This window comes from Candidatus Aquicultor sp. (assembly GCA_036504445.1).
GTDB lineage: Bacteria > Actinomycetota > Aquicultoria > Aquicultorales > Aquicultoraceae > DASXVE01.
On sequence record DASXVE010000006.1, the window covers coordinates 1 to 18,390 of the forward strand.

20 protein-coding genes are annotated in these 18,390 nt (G+C 49.9%); 14 read left to right on the top strand and 6 right to left on the bottom strand.

Going from position 1 to position 18,390, the window contains the following annotated elements; genetic code table 11:
• The 8 genes from VGK02_00490 to aroF all read left to right on the top strand — a co-directional run.
• A partial coding sequence (locus VGK02_00490; protein HEY3373528.1) for an IS110 family transposase occupies nt 1-232 on the top strand: 232 nt, incomplete at its 5' end.
• Between the two features lie 39 nt (nt 233-271).
• Nucleotides 272-931, top strand: coding sequence for a hypothetical protein (locus VGK02_00495; protein ID HEY3373529.1), 660 nt, complete (start codon nt 272-274; stop codon nt 929-931).
• Nucleotides 932-1,227: 296 nt separating this feature from the next.
• Entirely contained in the window at nt 1,228-2,157 is a 930-nt protein-coding gene (locus VGK02_00500; GenBank protein ID HEY3373530.1) for an ImmA/IrrE family metallo-endopeptidase, read from the top strand.
• A 32-nt stretch (nt 2,158-2,189) separates the two neighbouring features.
• Entirely contained in the window at nt 2,190-3,026 is an 837-nt protein-coding gene (locus tag VGK02_00505; protein ID HEY3373531.1) for an IS1 family transposase, read from the top strand.
• A gap of 212 nt (nt 3,027-3,238) precedes the next feature.
• Complete coding sequence (locus VGK02_00510; protein HEY3373532.1) at nt 3,239-4,396, top strand: GuaB3 family IMP dehydrogenase-related protein; 1,158 nt, start codon at nt 3,239-3,241, stop codon at nt 4,394-4,396.
• A gap of 12 nt (nt 4,397-4,408) precedes the next feature.
• A complete protein-coding gene (gene guaA, locus VGK02_00515) occupies nt 4,409-5,953 on the top strand; it encodes a glutamine-hydrolyzing GMP synthase (protein HEY3373533.1) in 1,545 nt (514 codons plus the stop codon).
• 9 nt (nt 5,954-5,962) lie between these two features.
• On the top strand, nt 5,963-6,232 hold the full coding sequence (locus VGK02_00520) for a chorismate mutase (GenBank protein HEY3373534.1): 270 nt from the start codon (nt 5,963-5,965) through the stop codon (nt 6,230-6,232).
• A 9-nt stretch (nt 6,233-6,241) separates the two neighbouring features.
• Nucleotides 6,242-7,006, top strand: a complete 765-nt coding sequence (gene aroF / locus VGK02_00525; GenBank protein ID HEY3373535.1) for a 3-deoxy-7-phosphoheptulonate synthase — start codon at nt 6,242-6,244, stop codon at nt 7,004-7,006.
• 183 nt (nt 7,007-7,189) lie between these two features.
• On the opposite strand, the gene VGK02_00530 is transcribed toward aroF, so the two are convergent.
• Nucleotides 7,190-7,537 (bottom strand): DUF190 domain-containing protein, encoded by a 348-nt coding sequence (locus tag VGK02_00530; protein ID HEY3373536.1) that lies wholly within the window; start codon nt 7,535-7,537, stop codon nt 7,190-7,192.
• A gap of 8 nt (nt 7,538-7,545) precedes the next feature.
• The gene (crcB, locus tag VGK02_00535; protein ID HEY3373537.1) at nt 7,546-7,953 is read right to left on the bottom strand and encodes a fluoride efflux transporter CrcB; all 408 of its coding nucleotides are present in this window, start codon (nt 7,951-7,953) and stop codon (nt 7,546-7,548) included.
• Between the two features lie 191 nt (nt 7,954-8,144).
• Between crcB and pcrA the strand changes: the two genes are divergently transcribed.
• The 3 genes from pcrA to VGK02_00550 all read left to right on the top strand — a co-directional run bounded on the left by pcrA (nt 8,145) and on the right by VGK02_00550 (nt 11,553).
• Complete coding sequence (gene pcrA / locus VGK02_00540; protein ID HEY3373538.1) at nt 8,145-10,247, top strand: DNA helicase PcrA; 2,103 nt, start codon at nt 8,145-8,147, stop codon at nt 10,245-10,247.
• Complete coding sequence (locus tag VGK02_00545; GenBank protein ID HEY3373539.1) at nt 10,248-11,078, top strand: DUF166 family protein; 831 nt, start codon at nt 10,248-10,250, stop codon at nt 11,076-11,078. It begins immediately after the preceding gene.
• A 121-nt stretch (nt 11,079-11,199) separates the two neighbouring features.
• Nucleotides 11,200-11,553, top strand: a complete 354-nt coding sequence (locus VGK02_00550) for a hypothetical protein (protein HEY3373540.1) — start codon at nt 11,200-11,202, stop codon at nt 11,551-11,553.
• A 137-nt stretch (nt 11,554-11,690) separates the two neighbouring features.
• Here VGK02_00550 and VGK02_00555 read toward each other — a convergent pair whose 3' ends face one another.
• The 3 genes from VGK02_00555 to VGK02_00565 form a co-directional block, all read right to left on the bottom strand.
• Nucleotides 11,691-11,906 (bottom strand): heavy-metal-associated domain-containing protein, encoded by a 216-nt coding sequence (locus tag VGK02_00555; GenBank protein ID HEY3373541.1) that lies wholly within the window; start codon nt 11,904-11,906, stop codon nt 11,691-11,693.
• A 67-nt stretch (nt 11,907-11,973) separates the two neighbouring features.
• Entirely contained in the window at nt 11,974-13,209 is a 1,236-nt protein-coding gene (locus tag VGK02_00560; protein ID HEY3373542.1) for a SufD family Fe-S cluster assembly protein, read from the bottom strand.
• Nucleotides 13,185-13,910 carry an ABC transporter ATP-binding protein gene (locus tag VGK02_00565; protein HEY3373543.1) on the bottom strand — a complete coding sequence of 242 codons (726 nt, stop codon included), beginning with the start codon at nt 13,908-13,910 and terminating at the stop codon, nt 13,185-13,187. Before VGK02_00565 ends, VGK02_00560 begins: the two co-directional genes overlap by 25 nt.
• A 344-nt stretch (nt 13,911-14,254) precedes the next feature.
• Between VGK02_00565 and VGK02_00570 the strand changes: the two genes are divergently transcribed.
• Nucleotides 14,255-14,668 carry an OsmC family protein gene (locus VGK02_00570; protein HEY3373544.1) on the top strand — a complete coding sequence of 138 codons (414 nt, stop codon included), beginning with the start codon at nt 14,255-14,257 and terminating at the stop codon, nt 14,666-14,668.
• A gap of 190 nt (nt 14,669-14,858) precedes the next feature.
• Nucleotides 14,859-16,256, top strand: a complete 1,398-nt coding sequence (locus VGK02_00575) for a polysaccharide biosynthesis tyrosine autokinase (GenBank protein HEY3373545.1) — start codon at nt 14,859-14,861, stop codon at nt 16,254-16,256.
• Here the strand turns inward: VGK02_00575 and rfbD are convergent, their stop codons facing one another.
• Nucleotides 16,257-17,096 carry a dTDP-4-dehydrorhamnose reductase gene (gene rfbD / locus VGK02_00580; protein ID HEY3373546.1) on the bottom strand — a complete coding sequence of 280 codons (840 nt, stop codon included), beginning with the start codon at nt 17,094-17,096 and terminating at the stop codon, nt 16,257-16,259.
• Nucleotides 17,097-17,297: 201 nt separating this feature from the next.
• Between rfbD and VGK02_00585 the strand changes: the two genes are divergently transcribed.
• Nucleotides 17,298-18,362, top strand: a complete 1,065-nt coding sequence (locus VGK02_00585; GenBank protein ID HEY3373547.1) for a glucose-1-phosphate thymidylyltransferase — start codon at nt 17,298-17,300, stop codon at nt 18,360-18,362.
• Nucleotides 18,363-18,390 lie beyond the last annotated feature (28 nt).

The following is an 18,390-nucleotide window of genomic DNA, read 5'->3' on the forward strand; positions in this document are numbered from 1 at the left end:
AATAACTAAGCGAGGAAGTAAGCTCGGCAGGACAACACTCGTACAGTGTACGTTAATAGCCATTCGCTATTCCGAGTACTTAAAAGCGTTTTACGACAAGCTCAAAGCGAAGAAAGGTTCGGGCAAGGCCATTATTGCTACGGCAAAAAAGCTGCTTGGCATCATCTATCAGACCCTGAAGAACAAGTGGGTCTTTGAGGATTTCAGCAACTTTGTGCTGAGATCGACATAAAAATGTAAGTTGGAGTAGATTTCTTTCATAGGAGAATTAATGGATAGCAAAGCGCTTGAGCAGTTAGTTTTGAAGTATTTAACCGCACCATTTTTGAAGAGTGTCACCGAAGCAGTCTATCTTGCAAGACGTGATGGTTGGGAAGAATCTCGGCAGGCGTTTGAAGAGACGGAAGCAGAAAACATCAGGGGCTTTTACACTAGAGCGAAGTTAGAAGGGCTTCTTCGCGATGTAGCAGATAGATATGGCCTCCAATCAGAAGTTAAGAAAGCGCCGAAACAGCCATGGAATCATACTGAAATAACAAGCGGGCCTGTTACTCTAACCGCTGCAACAGTATCCGCTCCGTGTGCGATGGTAGATGCATGCGACTACAGAAGAGGTCTTGCCAGGACTGCTCAGGGGCAGCTATTCAATCCAGACCCTCCATATGTCATTCCCAGCGAAGACGACCCTGATCGCTGTTACGTAATACTAACACACAGTCGTTATCGGGGGCTTCGAGATGATTATCGAGAGAACGGACACCTTCCGGGGTCTATCTATCTGGTCTGGCCAGCGGCGGACTTTGATTGCTATGTTCATGATATTAACCTAATGGAAGCCTATCCTGATATTGCCAGGAGATATGTACCGAAGCATTGGGATGAGGAAGCGATTTTAGAATATCTCAGGAAATCAAAGAAAGGTATTGTTTAATAATGAAGACAGGAACACCGGGGTTTGTTGGCGCACGCCTTAGGGAAGCTCGGGAGGCTCGCGGAATAACGGCCGCTTCACTGTCTGAACTTTCAGGTGTGTCACCGCAAGCAATCTCACAGTATGAAAATGGTGCGTGCTCGCCTAATTCAAAAACGCTAGAAACCATGGCGAGTGCGCTAAACATGCCACTACCGTTTTTTACTGCACCATCAAGGTCATTGGAAGGCGACACAATCTTCTTTCGCTCTATGAGTGCGGCAACTATTAGGGCGAGAACTAGCGCAAAGTGGAAGGTGAAGTGGTTAATAGACATTGCAATGCATATTGGGCAGTTTATATCCTCACCTGCTGCTAATCTGCCAGATTTAGGGTTGCCAACTGACCCGCTGCTTATTTCTGATGACGACATTGAGAACGCTGCTCAGGATGCAAGGCGTTATTGGGGCATGGGAGACTCACCAATAGGGAATATGATTCTGCTGCTTGAGAATCAAGGAGTATTCACGGCTCGGCTAGAGCTAGGTGCGGAATCATTAGATAGTCTATCAATGCTTGATCCTGAAGATGGTCGGCCTTACATCATATTGGGCACAGATAAGGGTACAGCCGTAAGGTGGCGATTTGACGCGGCGCATGAGCTTGGGCATCTTCTTCTGCATCAGCATGTAAATAAGCGGATTCTTGCAAGAACTGCTGACTTTAAGAGGATAGAGGAGCAGGCGCACCGTTTTGCCGCAGCATTTCTTCTCCCAATGGAGCCTTTCTGTGAGGACTTATTCGCAGTATCTCTTGATGCAATGCGGGCAATGAAGCCCAGGTGGAAGGTATCTATTGCGCTGATGATTATGCGTGCGCGGCAGGCTGGTTTTCTATCAGAGGAGGCTGAGAAGCGTCTTTGGACTAACCTTAGTCGCCGTCAATGGCGACGGCAAGAGCCATATGACCTCGAGATGCCAGCAGAAGAGCCTCGACTCTTACGTCGTGCAACCGAGATGCTTCTATCGTCAGGTATGCAGACCATAGAAGACTTGACCGCAAATACACAGCTATCTAGTGCGGATATAGAGAGGTTGGTTGGTTTTCCTTTAGGGTACTTGACTAATGACTTTACACCTATAAACATAATACAACGTCAACCTATAAATACGCCCAGCCAAAGTGGGGCTAGCGCCCGCGTAATTCAGTTGAAATCCCGTAAGAATGAAACTGACCATAATGCTTGATAATGCCTAACAGCTCAAGTATAATGGTCAGTATGAACAAGCTATCAGTCGAGAAGCGAGCACAAATAATAGGATGCCTAGTAGAGGGAATGAGTATTCGCGGTACTGTTCGAATAACCGGAGCCGCTAAGAATACCGTAACCAAGCTGCTTGTCGATCTCGGTAATGCTTGCTCAGACTATCAAGACAAAGTAATGCACGACCTGCCATGTAAGAAGCTCCAGTTTGATGAAATCTGGAGCTTTGTCTATGCCAAGCAGAAAAACGTACCGGAAGAGCACCAGGGCGAATATGGCTATGGCGACGTGTGGACGTGGGTAGCACTAGATGCTGACACCAAGCTCGTTCCGTCTTGGTTGGTCGGAGAGCGCAACACCGCAGATGCTAGAGCATTTGTCGCTGACGTCGCATCGAGGCTTCGCAACAAAGTACAGCTCACCACAGACGGTTACAAACCCTACCTTGAGGCTATCGAGAAGAGCTTCGGTGGGGATATCGACTATGCAGTACTTCATAAGCTCTACGGAACCGAACCTGAAACACAAAAGCGCTACTCACCGGCACACTGTATCGGTGCGGAGGTAAAGGTTATCGCTGGAAACCCAGATATAAAATACGCTTCGACATCTTACGTCGAGCGCCAGAACCTTACAATGCGTATGGGAATGAGAAGGTTTACACGACTCACAAACGCCTTCTCCAAGAAAGCGGAGAACTTAGCACATGCGGTTAGTCTCCACTTCATGTATTACAACTTCGCTAGACCGCATAAGACTCTATCTGGTCCTTACAAGACGACTCCCGCTATGGCTGCTGGTATAGCGGACCATGTTTGGACGCTCGAAGAGATTGCAAAATTGTTGGATTGAAACTGACCCACTACCGGATACTGCTGTTTCTTGACACAAGCAATCTCCGGGTGTACTATAGTCAAAATTTTATCCATGAATCGAGCACCTATGATCAGAGTCATCAGTTGAATAATTCTGTACGCGACACCCAGAAGCTAGCCCCTAGAGGGCGCAAAGCGCTGGGGTTTTTTGTATAATCATATATACCACTACTTTTTACGGGAGGACGTATGGAAATAGAGATAGGGCGAGGCAAACGAGGAAGACGTGCATATGGTTTTGACGACATCGCGATCGTGCCGAGTAGGCGCACGCGCGACCCTGAAGACATTGATATAGCCTGGGATTTTGCGGGGCACAAATTCGAATTGCCGCTTCTGGCGTCAGCAATGGATGGCGTCGTAAGCCCGAGTCTTGCGATTGCGCTCGGTAAGCTGGGCGGCCTGGCGGTTTTAAATCTCGAAGGATTGCAGACGCGCTACGAGGACACCGCTCCTATCTTTGAGAAAATTGCCGGCTACTCGAAAGAGGATGCGACGCGCGGCCTCCAGGAGATTTACAAAGAGCCCGTTAAAGAAGCGCTTATTGCGAAACGGATCAAGGAGATCAAAGATGGCGGCGTTATCGCTGCGGCGTCCCTTACCCCTCAGAAGGTCGAGAAATATTACAGGATCGCGCTCAAGGCCGGTCTTGATATCTTAATTATCCAGGGAACGGTTGTTAGCGCCGAGCATGTCAGTACTATGGTCGAGCCGCTAAATCTTAAGAAATTCATCAGCGAACTCGATATCCCGGTCATAGTCGGCGGTTGCGCATCGTACTCCGGCGCGCTCCACCTCATGAGAACCGGCGCGGCCGGAGTTCTCGTCGGGGTTGGCCCTGGTGCCGCCTGCACGACCAGGCGCGTGCTCGGCCTTGGCGTGCCGCAGGCAACGGCTATTGCCGATGCGGCTGCGGCCAGAATGACGTATCTTGAGGAAAGCGGCCGGTATTGCCAGGTTATAGCCGACGGCGGTATGCGCTACGGCGGCGACATATCCAAGGCGATAGTGTGCGGCGCGGATTCCGTGATGATCGGCTCGCCGATCGCCAGCGCACAGGAAGCGCCGGGTCTCGGTTATCACTGGGGCATGGCAACGTTCCATCCAACGCTTCCAAGAGGGACGCGTGTGTATGCCGGTCACAAATATTCACTCGAGCAGCTGTTGCTGGGGCCTGCAAACGAAAACAACGGAACTCTCAATTTGTTTGGCGCACTTCGCACCTCGATGGCGACATGCGGCTATCAAAATATTAAAGAATTTCAGAAAGCTGAGGTCATGGTTGCACCATCACTGCAGACCGAGGGTAAAGTGCTTCAGCAATCGCAAGGCGTCGGAATGGCGTAAGGAGAATCAATATTGGCATCATTAAACGAAAACCAGACAGTTCTTGTTGTAGATTACGGGGCGCAGTATGCTCAGCTCATCGCGCGTCGTGTGCGCGAGTGCAAAGTATACTCGGAGATCGTACCGCACGATATCTCGATAGAAGCGCTTAAGGCAAAAAACCCGACCGGCCTGATATTATCGGGCGGTCCGGCGAGCGTATATGCGGATAAAGCTCCGGCGGTAAACCCGGCCTTTTTCGAGCTCGGCGTGCCGATTTTGGGCATATGTTACGGTATGCAGCTGATGGCGCATACGCTGGGTGGCGAGGTAGCTCGCACAGGAAACCGGGAATACGGTAAGACAGACCTGGTTGTTGATGCCGATAACGGTCTTTTCAGGGATCTTCCCCTGAACCAGATTGTATGGATGAGCCATCAGGATGCGGTCAAAAATGTACCCGCCGGTTTTATGGTTACGGCGCACACGAACAGCGCCCCGGTCGCGGCGATGGTAGATCCTGCCAAGAAACTCTACGGAGTGCAGTTTCATCCGGAGGTAGTGCACACCGAATACGGTATGAGCGTGCTCAAGCATTTTCTCTACGATGCATGTGAATGTGCGCCGAATTGGACGATGGTTTCAATTATTGAAGAAGCGGTCGATAAAATTAAGAAGCAGGTAGGGGATAATAAAGTCGTCTGCGGTTTAAGCGGCGGCGTCGATTCCGCAGTTGCGGCTATTATGGTTCATAAGGCCATCGGCGACAACTTGACCTGTATTTTTGTCGACCACGGTCTGCTTCGCAAGGGCGAGGCGGAGAAGGTCGAAGAGACCTTCAAGAAACATTTCCACATAAATCTTATCCACGTACAAGCGCAAGACCGGTTCTTAACCAAACTCGAAGACGTAACCGATCCCGAGCGCAAACGCAAAATTATCGGTGAGGAGTTTATCCGCGTCTTCGAGGAAGAGGCTATAAAATTCCATGATGCGAAATACCTTGTACAAGGCACACTGTATCCGGATGTTATTGAAAGCGGCACCAGAGACGCCGCAAAGATAAAAACACACCACAATGTGGGCGGCCTGCCGGAGGATATGGAACTCGAGCTGGTCGAGCCGCTGCGTGCGCTTTTTAAAGATGAAGTGCGCGCCGTCGGCGAAGAACTTGGCCTTCCGGAAGAGATCGTATGGCGCCACCCATTCCCGGGGCCGGGCTTAGCTGTTCGCATTATTGGCGAAATAACTCTAGAGCGGCTGGATGTCCTGCGCGACGCCGACGCGATTTTCGAAGAGGAAATTAAGCGTGCCGGTTTATACCGCGTAATCTGGCAATCGTTTGCGGTGTTGCCGTGCGTAAAAAGTGTCGGGGTTATGGGCGATGAGCGCACATACGCCTATCCCATAATTCTGCGTGCTGTGACCAGCGAGGATGCTATGACTGCCGATTGGGCGCGCATCCCGTTTGATATACTTGAGAAGATATCGAATCGTATTATCAACGAGGTCGATTACGTAAATCGCGTTGCCTATGATATTAGCTCGAAGCCGCCGGCAACGATTGAATGGGAATAGGGAGGGCTTATGAGCGACAAAGCGTTGAAGGAGATTTACGATCTGCGTGCAAGAATCGATGAGATCGATCGGGGAATAGTTGAGCGCCTTAACGACCGGGCAAAGCTATCGCTCGATATTCGGGAAATCAAAGAAGAGAACAGCATCCAGCTCTACGATCCGGGCCGGGAAGAGGCAATCTTCCAAAATGTAACGACGCAAAACGACGGGCCGCTGTATGATGACGATTTGCGCGGGGTATTCGAAGCGATATTGCGCGCAATGAAGAGCCTGGATTAGGAGGTTAACGTGATAACGAATCGCGATCTTACCGTCATTTCAGGACCTTGTGCAATTGAGAGTGAAGAGCAAGTGATGGAGGTAGCAAAGGCTGTCTCAGAGCTTGGGCTTACATATTTGAGGGGCGGCGCGTTTAAGCCCCGGACCTCCCCGTACAGCTTCCAGGGTCTCGCAGAAGAAGGCTTGCGATTTCTATCGCGCGCCGCAAAAGAGTACGGGCTTCAAGCGGTAACCGAGGTCATGGATACCGAACACGTCGAGCTGGTTCTGCGCTATGTCGACGTGATTCAGGTCGGTACGAGGAACATGGCAAATTTCTCACTATTAAAGAAGATAGGCCAGCTCACAGCTGAGAGACAGGTGCCGGTGGTTTTCAAGCGCGGCATGTCGGCGACTATTGACGAGTGGTTGCTTGCATCGGAGTATATAACGACAGCCGGTAACCCAAATGTAATTCTCTGCGAGCGAGGCATCCGTACCTTCGAAACCGCAACACGCTTTACCCTGGATCTCGGTGCGGTGCCGGTTGTGAAGAAACTCAGCTCCCACCCGATTATCGTAGATATCAGCCACGCGATGGGGCACAGCGACTATATTATCCCGATGAGCAGGGCTGCCGCAGCCGTAGGTGCTGACGGCCTGATGATCGAAGTTCATCCAAATCCAAAGAAGGCGCTCTGTGATGGTGCGCAGTCGCTGACACCGGAGCAAATGAAGCAGCTGGTAAATGAAGTAAGGCCAATTTGCAAGGTTATAGGTAAGCAGCTCGTGTAGTATTTGCGCTTAGATTTAAATGGCAGCGTTTACGTAGAAGCCATTCTTTAAGGTGCTTGCTAAGCTTGCGAAGCATAGCCATATAGCTAGTTGATACACCTTAGGGATTAGTCTGAACAAATATTTGATAACTTATAATTATTAACGTTGAGCCGCCATTAACGGGCGGCTTTTTTTATGCAACTACTCTTCGTCACCGAATCGGTGCCGGTAGACCAAGATATCAACATCCTCCAGCGTTACCAATCCCTCGGAAACCATCTCGTCTAAGATAGGCAGAAACGCGTTAATTCTGTCTTCACGGTCGACTATCTCGATTACGATGGGGAGGTCATCGCTCAGGCGGAGAATTCGCATTGTATGGATGCGGCTATGGGCGCCGAACCCCTCAACGCCGCGCAACATCGTTGCGCCGGCTAAGCCTTCTTCGCGCGCTCGTTCGATGATTGCCGAATACAGCGGTTTCTGATGGTACTGATCGGATTCGCCGATAAAGATACGAACCAGCTTACCGGAACCGGTGATTTTCATGTAGCCTCCTAGATATTGCGCCCGATCATTATGCCAATATATACCCCTAGAAGCGACAACAGCACGCTCGCCACGATGTTGGCGGTTGCAAGCAGAAAGCTCCCGCTCTCGATAAGGTTCATCGTCTCCAGGCTGAATGTTGAGAATGTGGTGTAGGCGCCGAGAAACCCAATCGCGAAAAACGGGCGCCAGAATCCCGCCACACCGAGACGTTCCATGGAAACGGCGAAGAACAAACCAAGCAGAAACGAGCCGGTCACGTTAATAACGAACGTGCCCCACGGGAAGACGAAGCGCCCGGAACCCATAATCCAGCCGCCGACCAGGTATCGTGTTATAGCGCCAAGGAACCCACCGATTCCAACATAAAGCAGTTTAATTATTCTCGCTCCCGGGATAGTCGATATAGCCGTAATCGCATGGTCCTATTATATACCATGCGGTGCATAAAACTTTAGAAATACATATAGCGTTGCGCTATAATAGGAGGGCGCCGGCAATAATAAGGGTCCCATTTGCAGACCCTTATTTTTTTCGGTCATTTATAATTACAGACGACGATATACCGCAGCAACGTAACGAGATAATTAACACGAGGTCATAATAGATGCTAGATAATTTAAACCCGGTTCAATCCGAAGCAGTACAACATACGGACGGCCCGCTTTTGGTTGTGGCAGGTGCGGGGAGCGGTAAGACGAGAGTGCTTACCTACCGGATCGCCTACCTTATCAAGGAGAAAGGCGTCAATCCGCTCAACATACTTGCAATAACCTTTACCAATAAAGCGGCGAACGAGATGAAAGAGCGCGTCGCCCTTCTCGTCGGCAGGATAAGCCGTGCGATGTGGGTGAGCACGTTTCATTCGACGTGCGTTCGAATCCTGCGTGCGGAGGCCGACCGGCTCGGCTACAGCAGCAACTTCGTCATCTACGATGATAAGGATTCAACCCGTCTTGTCACGTACTGCATGCGCGATCTTAACATAGACAACAAGCGTTACCCGGCCTCGAAGATAGCAAACGCGATCTCGGACGCAAAAAACGAGCTCATCGATGCCGAGACGTTCGCCATGCGCGCGATAACACACCCCGAGCGCGTGGTAGCCGATGTATATAAGCTGTACCAGGAACGTATCTACCAGAGCAACGCTATGGATTTCGACGACCTTATTATGAACGCGGTCAGTCTCTTTAAGCTCTTTCCGTCGGTTCGCGAGACGTACCAGGAGAAGTTTCAGTACATCCTCATAGATGAGTATCAGGATACCAACCTCGCGCAGTACGAACTGGTGCGCACGCTCGCCGGCAAACACCGCAACCTCTGTGTCGTCGGCGACGAAGATCAAAGTATCTATAAATTCCGCGGGGCGGACATCCGCAACATCTTGGAATTTGAAAACGATTACCCGGATGCCAACGTGATAAAGCTCGAACAAAACTATCGCTCGACAAAAACGATTCTCAAAGCGGCGAATTTCGTGATGCAGAACAACCGCACGCGCAAACCCAAAGCTCTGTGGACCGAGAATGAAGAGGGCGAACTAATCGTCCGTTCCCAGAGCGAAAACGAGCACGAAGAGGCGACGTTCGTGGCGACCGAAATCGAGCAAATGGTAAAAACAGGTACCAAGTACAGAGATATGGCCGTTTTTTACCGCACAAACGCCCAGTCGCGTGTGCTTGAAGAGATATTTCTGCGTTTCGGCGTTCCCTACCGGATCATCGGCGGTCTTAAATTCTACGACCGCGCCGAGATCAAAGACATTCTTGCATACTTGCGCGTGCTCTATAATCCGCTCGACGCCGTAAGTTTTAAGCGCATTATTAATGTGCCGAAGCGCGGGTTAGGCGATACCACGATCGCAAAGATAGACGCTTTTGCGCTCCGCAACAACGTCAGTTTTTATGATGCGCTGGTTAAGGTCGATGAGATACATGACCTTTCAACAGCGGCAACTAAAAATATCAAAAAGTTTCTAGTGCTCCTTGATGAGCTGCAGGGTATCAAAGAGAAAGAGACGCTTGAGAACATCACAAAAGCTTTGCTCGATCTAACGGGGTATCTCGCATCATACGAGGCGGAAGGTACAATAGAAGCCCAGGGTAAAGCTGAGAACGTTCGAGAATTCCTCGGCGTTATAAAAGAGTTCGAGGACAGCCGGGATGAAACATCGCTCGATGAGTTCTTGGAAGAGATTTCGTTAATTGCGGATATCGACAACTACGACGACGAGCAGAATTCCGTTACCTTAATGACCGTGCACAACGCTAAAGGGCTTGAATTTAACGTTGTCTTCATCGTCGGCTTGGAGGAAGGCATTTTCCCTCATATTCGCTCGATGACCGAGCCCGCCGAACTAGAAGAGGAGCGCCGGCTCTTTTATGTGGGCGTTACTCGCGCGATGAAACAGCTGTATCTATGCAATGCCTGGTCGAGAAACCTCTGGGGCGGCGTTAACTACAATTCGCCGTCACGGTTTATCAACGAGATACCGGCCGACCTGATGACGAGCGGGGAGCAGGTCGACACCAAGGCGTTGCCGCCGTCTGAAATCGGTGAGTTTGTCGCCGGCGATACCGTATACCACAAGAAATTCGGTGAAGGCCGCGTGCTGTCCGTTAAGGGACCCGATCAGGTAAGTGTATTGTTTGCCGTCGAAGGTGAAAAAACGCTGCTCCTAAAATACGCACCGTTAGAAAAACGGTAGGTGGTAATCATCGAACTCTACGTTATCTCTGCAGGGGCCGCCCCGGCCGTCAAGCAAGGGGAGAGTCAATACCTCCTGCAGTTCGACAAAAACTACGCGCTGCGCTTTTTGGCGCATCTCAAAAATACCGATAAGCTCTGCACGGCATGTGGAGAAGACTGTGTAAAATGCCGGGTGAAGCTGGTACCTGACTTTTCAAACCGCATTGCCGGACACCTTCAACTGCCGGTTCTGACGAATCAGTTCATCGATGACCCCGATGACTACCTGCACGGTCTGCTGCCGGTACATGATATAACCATTGCGATAAATATTCACAACGACCTGCTGGTTGAAATCCCGAGGCTTGCCGCACAGGCGGGAAGCAAGGCTCTCATCGTGCCGGTCGAGCATCCCGATTGGCTCGGCAGGTGGACAAAAGAAGAACTTGAAGAAGCATGCAAGACGATGGGCTTAGAATTCGCCGCGCCAAAACCTTTCTGTAATCTTACCGCCGACCCCGATTCGTATATCGGCAGGTTCATGAACGAGTTTCGGATTGGCAGACCCATCTTAGACCTTACCGTAGAAAACGGCGTCATCAAAAAGGCGGATGTTGTGCAAAGCGCTCCGTGTGGTGCCACGTACTATCTTGCCCGCATCCTCGAAAGCCGCAAGGCTGATGAAACCATTATACAGGTCGCATGCAAGGGTCTCTCAAGCTATCCATGCACCGCAAGCACCAAGATCGACTCCGAATTTAAAGACAGCATCACCCATGCGGCCAACTATATTATGATAGATATCCTCAATGACCGCTTAGGGCTGAGCAATACGGCCGCAAACAGATAAATCTCCATAGTATCCGATTATACTCCTACCCCGAATCATGGTGCCGTCATTTTGCTTGGCATATCTATCGGATTTGAAAATATGGGTATAAGTAATGCAGATGAATTGGGGAGGGTCGATCATGGCTAGACCTGAACGCAGAATGGATGAGGAGCAATATCCGACACGAAGCCCGGTTGGAAGAGTGGTTGAGCCGATGAGCGTTGCGGCAGTCTTAAGTACGGTATTTGGTGTTCTAGCAATATTGGCGAGCGTGACTAACCTGGGAGGCATAATCGGGCCTGTCGCAGGCATTATTCTGGCAGTTATTGCGGTAATTTTGGGTGCGGTTGGTCTTGGACAAACACTCTCCGGTGTTAGATCGGGGACGATTTGGGCTGTAATTGGAATTATCCTTGGTTTAGTTGCTGCAGTACTCGGCATTTTGGCGGTAGCGTTTGGAATCGGAGTTTCATTAATACGGATTGTTACCTAAAAAGATTTAAAAAAGTGCTAAAGTTTTTCGCTATAGGTGCCGATATATATTAAGTAGAAGCGCCACAACGTGGCGCTTTTTATTTCCGTCTCCCGAGGGTGAGAACAAGGGATAGGCTAATTACGAGCACCTTTATGCTAACCAACAACCTCGTACCCGATATCTCTCATTTTGTGCTTAATCTCAATCTCACTCGTGAAATCCGTGTTGTATGTAACCGTGACCATCTTGTTGTCTCTATCGACCTGAACACTTTCTATGCCGGCTTGTCCTCTAAGACCGCCTTCGATCGCACCGACACAGTGGTCGCAGCTTATTTCCGGGGCAAAGAGCTTTACCGTTGTTGTGGCCATATACTATCCCTCCAAATACTCTTCCTGGTGTTTTATGCCACTCAACGACTTCACTCTAAACGTCGCGTTACATAAAGCCCTTCTCACCGGTTTCGACAGCTTTTTGAACGGCTGCCTCGAGGTGCGGCGGCAAACCCATAATGCCGACATCTAAGAAACCACGGATGATCGTCGATTTTGCTTCGTCTTCGCTTAAGCCGCGCGCCATGAGGTATTCGATCTCTTCCTTGGCGATCTTGCCGACCGCAGCTTCGTGCGACATCTCGACATCAGCGACGCGGCCCTCAAGCTCGGGCACGGCCGCTACGATACCGGTTTCCGTAAGGATAAGGCCGTTGCACTCCATATGCGCTTTAACACCGGGGACCTCGCCGATCATATGCCCGCGGGAAATAACCGTCCCGCCGGTAGAAATGGTGCGTGAGATGATCTCGGCTTTGGCGCCGGGGGCCCTAAGCCAGGTGCGGGCACCGCTGTCGACATGGCTGCCTTCAGGCACGGCGATGATCGAGTTGAAGCTGGCTGTGGCGTTTCTGCCGTTTAGATAGGCGTTCGGGTACATCTGAAGCGAGTGCGCTTTGCGAAGCAGGATGTAGTTCGACAGATACACACCGCCTTCTTCGATGATGATACCGGTGCGCGGCCGTACCGCGACGTTCTCGTTCCAACCGTGGATCATCGTAAACGAGACCTTGGCTCCTTTTTTAATAAAGAACTCGGAAACGCCGAGATGGATACCTTCTTTAACGTGCGGTCCCGTTGTACAGCCGGTGATAATATGAAGCTCTGAGCCTTCCTCGGCTATTATGATGTTGTGGACGTTTTGGGCGAATTGCTCTTCCCGTAGGTAGAGGCATGCCTGCAGCGGAAATGTCGTTTTTACGCCGGGCAGCGTTCTGATGAAGTATCCGTCGTTCTGGTGCAGCTGCACGTGCGCGGTATATTTATCCTGGTCGACATTTACCGCTTTCCACCAGTAGTCCTCGAGCCAGTCGTATTTCTCAAGGGCTTCTCTAGTGCCCATGACCTCGACGCCTTCCTGCATCGAACGGCGATGCGATACGCTGACGTCATGTTGCACGAAACTGCCGGAGCGCTGGGATTCTTTAGTATCGACGCCGACGGCGTAGAGACGCTCTTTCTCGTCCTTTGGAAGCGTATCCAGGTTTTCGACGTAGGCCTGACCCTGGGATACCTTAATATATTTCGTCAGATCTATGTCTTCGCCAAACGGCGCTTTTTTATCGATTGCGGCGTGCGCACGCACATTTAATTCTTCTAGCATACCGGACAAATTGCGCATTCATCATACCCACTTTCTTTGATGTGTTTGAGCATATCTCTAGGGTTTCCCGAGCAAGAGACCTTGCCGTTGATTAGGATATGTCCTCTGTCGGCTTCCACGTAATCGAGAATATAGCCGGTGTGCGTGATGATAAGCCCCGAATTTACGCGTTTCCGCTTCATGCCTTTTTGCAGCAGCTTATTGATTGCTCGCCCCAAAAGCGATATGTTCTCGAGATCGACACCCGATTCCGGCTCGTCGAGGAGGACGAATTTTGGTTCTTGCGCCATAAGCTGTGCGAGCTCGGAACGCTTAATCTCTCCTCCAGAGAACCCGTCGTTAACATCGCGGCTTAAAAGGTAACCGAGGTTTACCTCGTTTGCAATTGCGTCGATATCGACACCGTCGCGTGCCGAGAGCTCGATGATTTGGTGGGTCCTCAAGCCCTTTATCGTCGGCGGGCGTTGGAAACTCATCCCGATGCCTTTTCGGGCTCTTTCATGAAGCGGCATATACGTAACATCTTCACCGTTGAAAATGATTTTGCCCGCGGTGACTTTATATTCCGGGAATCCCATGATCGCCATCAAGAGTGTGGTTTTCCCGGCCCCGTTCGGGCCGAACAGCACGTGCGTTTGCGCTTCATCTATCTGCAGGTTAACTCCGTGGAGGATTTCCTTACCGGATACCTCTACTTTTAAATCCATAAGTTCAAGCATAGCATCTCCTTTCTGCGATACTCGCTGCATGAGCGCACGTAAACTTAGTTGCGCACGCTCATGAATATTATTGAATTATAGCTGTTACGGGCTGAATTCATCAATCAACATGCATGTGGTTATATACCCGGCAACCGCTTATTTAAATCACTAATCACGGCTGTAGCGGGTAAATAATGGATATTATGCCGGTGATATACGCCTCACAGTAGTGTTATTGGGCACATCATAATCCGCAGGATTAACGCTTATAAGAATAGCTAAGAGGGTACATACCCATATGTAAGAAATGTCGATTATGTGTACATAAATAGACGGGTATCGTGAATCCGGCGGAGGATACTATGAAGCTTCATGTCGAGTGGGTAGATAACCTGCAATTTGTTGGCGCGGGCGAACGTAAGATGACAGTTGTGATGGACTCGCTTCCCGAGCATGGCGGTGAAGGTGCGGGTTTTCGCCCTACGGAATTGCTCTTGCTCTCCTTGGCCGGCTGCACGGCGATTGATATTATCAGCATCTTGGAGAAACAGCACCATAGCGTAACTTCATTTAGTGTCGAGGTCGAGGGCATTCAGCAGGATCAATACCCGAAAAGGTTTACGCAAATCGAATTAACCTACAGAATAACCGGCGATAGCATCAGCGAATCGGCATTGAAGCGGGCTATCGAATTATCGGAAGAAAAGTATTGTTCGGTGCGGGCGACGCTTTTAAACGCACCCAAGATAGAATCTCGATATGAGGTTGTGCCATAGATCGTAGGCGCAAGGAATAGATCTCAAACAGGGCTTTGTTTGAAAATCTATTACAAACGGTCATTAGTACGTTAACTCCTCATGTTTAAAGTGAGAGATGTTTTGCAATAAATAGAGGAAGTAATTTACAAAAACCGAAAGGAGCTGTATTGCCGAGCAAGCCGTGTTTCTACTTGTTCGGTAAGAACTTATGGATAAATCAACCGATACCGACTTAATCGAAAGTTTGCATATATTAGGCAAGCGAAAAGGCTTGATACTAATAGTGACTTTGCTATGTATGCTTGCCGCCGCCATAATATCGTCGAGAATGATACCAGTATATGAAACATCGGCCAAATTGTTGGTTGCCCACAGGCCGGCTGCATCGTCGAATCAGACAACCGCTGATCCGTATCAATCCGTATTATTGGATGAGAGGCTGGCAAAAACATTCAGCGAGCTTTTAAACGGACAAGTCGTCGCAAATGAGGTTATTAAACGACTTAAGCTAAATACGGGCTCGGGGGATCTTCTCAAAAGGATAACTGCGGCGCCAATTATCGATACCCAGCTTATACAGGTAACAGTCAAGGACACTAATCCCAAGAGAGCCACCGACATTACAAACATGTTAGGCATAGTTTTATCGGAGAGGATTAAAGACATTCAATCGTTTTCATCCTCAGAACCGGTGACGTTCATACGATTGGTAGAACCTGCCACACAGCCGATATATCCGGTGCAACCGAAGCCCGCACTCTATCTAGTGATCAGCATGCTCGCAGGGTTGATGTTCAGTTCGGGCTTGGCTTTTCTACTCGAGCGATTGGATACATCAGTAAAGGTCGCCCCCGAAATTGAACGTTTAACGGGGCTGTCCGCTCTGGGCACTATTCCGGTAATGACTAATAGAAGGGCAGTGGGTAAACAAGAGGCAAACTCGGTTGTTCTGGAGGCATTTAGAAGCCTGCGCACTAATATCCAGTATTTCAATTTCGATCAATCGACCAAGGTAATCCTTGTGTCGAGCGCAGGCCCGAAAGAAGGCAAAACTACGGTAAGCGCGAACCTGGCGATAATGCTCGCCAAGGGAGGCCAGAAGGTTATGTTTATTGACTGCGACTTCAGAAAACCACAAGCGCATACTGTTCTTAACGTAAAAAATGAGGTCGGCCTTTCGAACATATTAGCGAGCAAGGTAGATGCAAGGGGTGCGGTTGTGAGCACTCAAATCGAAGGGCTCGATATGATACCGAGCGGCCTGATTCCTCCTAATCCTGCCGAAATGCTTGGATCCACCCGCATGAAGGATTTTCTTATGAGCTTAAGGACATCGTATGATTTCATTATTATCGACTCACCGCCGATTCTTGCGGTGACGGATGCCGCGGTAGTTGCACCGAACGTGGACGGGGTCTTGCTGGTCACGCGTTATGGGCAAACTAAGAAGCATGCTCTTATCAGTGCAAAAGCCGCGTTTGAAAAGATAGGCGCCCGTATGCTGGGCATTGTCATTAACCATGTGATGCCGGGTAACGGATACGACTATAACTATATCCGGTACGAAACACATCCGAGTGGAGCCCCGGCCCGAAGAGCTTCTTAGCTAACGCTTTATCATAAACTCTTCGAGAGCGGCGTCCCAAGGACGCATAAAGTCGCCAATTGTAAGCTCAAGTGCCATGTTCCGGAGCGCCGAAAACCCCGGCCGCTTTGCCGGTCGATTAAGTGCCTGGGTGGTGATAGGCTCCACTACAATATCATTTCTGCCTGCAAGCTCTAGTATTTTGCTTGCGAAACCGAACCAGGAGACTTCACCCTTATTAACCATATGGTATGTTCCGTAGTTTTGGGTGGCTAAAAGCTTGAGAATTCCTCGCGCTGCGTCTTTCGTATAGGTGGGCGAACCTACTTGGTCGCTCACTATCTGTAGTCTATCCTTCTCATCGGCCAACCGCAGTATGGTTTTGACGAAGTTGTTGCCATGCTCCCCATACAGCCAAGCGATCCGCACTACGTAGAATTTATTGAGGAGCGCACGTACGATTTGCTCTCCGGCATACTTTGACGCGCCGTAGACCGCTAGCGGGTTCGGCATATCCCACTCCAGATACCGTTCACCCTTCTTACCGTCAAAGACAAAATCGGTGCTTATGTAAAGCATCGGTATATCCAGAGCTTGGCAGCCAAGCGCAATGTTTTGCGTGCCCACCGCATTTACTTTATACGCTAAAGCGACGTTAGTCTCACACCCGTCGACATTAGTGAACGCTGCTGCGTGGACCACGATATCGGGATTGATTCTTGCGATGTTTTTGCCGGTTACTACATTATCCGTTACGTCGAAACCATCTATGTCGACGCCGATTACGTCATGCTTAGCAGAAAAGGCGGCGAGCAGATCGGTGCCAAGCATTCCCTTAGCGCCGGTTACAAGTATCTTCACGAGCGGTCTCCTTTACTTAGGTTGTGATATTTATATCCATTCTTACTTTCAACCAATCACAGCACTACTCTTGCAACAGAGCGCAGGACGCTAGATAGCCGGGCCTTTAAGATTTAGTAAATGCATGTTTTGGGAATAACAAGACGTGCAAATGTCGGAAACATAGGTAAATTTCAACGTCGAAGGCTCGGAGGATGATTAATGAAAGGCTTAATCCTTAGCGGTGGAAGCGGCACGCGTCTACGACCGATTACGTTTACGAGTGCGAAACAATTAGTACCCGTCGCCAACAAACCTATTCTCTTTTATGCGATCGAAACCGTTAGAGATGCGGGCATAAAAGACATTGGAATCGTAGTTGGCGATACGAAAGGAGAGGTCATGCATGCCGTTGGTGATGGCAGCCGGTTTGGAGTCACTATCACCTATATCGAGCAAGAAGCCCCTTTGGGTCTGGCGCATGCCGTAAAAATCTCCCAGGACTTTATCGGCGAGGACGATTTCGTCATGTTCCTTGGGGATAACATGATAAAAGACGGTATCAACGGTCTCGTTGAAGCATTTAACAGCAATAAACCCAACTGCCAGATACTCTTAGCTCACGTTAAAAACCCGCAGCAGTTCGGTGTGGCCGAGCTGGGCGACGGAAAGGTGAAAAGACTCGTTGAGAAACCTAAGAACCCTCCGTCGGATCTGGCGTTAGTCGGCGTCTACATGTTCGACAAGAACATATTCAAGGCGGTGAATGAGATCACGCCGTCCCGACGCAATGAACTCGAGATCACCGACGCCATCCAGTACCTGGTGGGGAACGGCTATGATGTGCACCCGCATGTTATCAGCGGCTGGTGGAAAGACACCGGAAAGCTTGAGGATATGTTGGAAGCCAACCGGATAATGCTTGAAGACATCGAGCCCAGAATCGACGGTATTATAGGCGAAAACACCCGGCTTTACGGGCGTGTTGTTGTGGAAGAAGACGCCGAGATTCATGATTCCGTGATTCGCGGGCCTGCGATTATCGGCAAGAACAGCAAGGTTTTGCACAGCTATATCGGCCCCTTCACCTCGGTTCACGATAACGTGACGATAACCGGAAGCGAGATCGAGCACTCGATAATACTGGCCGACTGCATAATCGATGCGATTGGCAGCCGCATTGAGGACAGCCTTTTAGGTAGAAATGTAACGGTTCATCGAAGCGAGCAGCGGCCCAAAGCGTACCGGCTGATGGTCGGCGATAACAGCGAGGTTGAAGTGGCGTAGATAACTTGTTTGTACTGGCCCATGCATG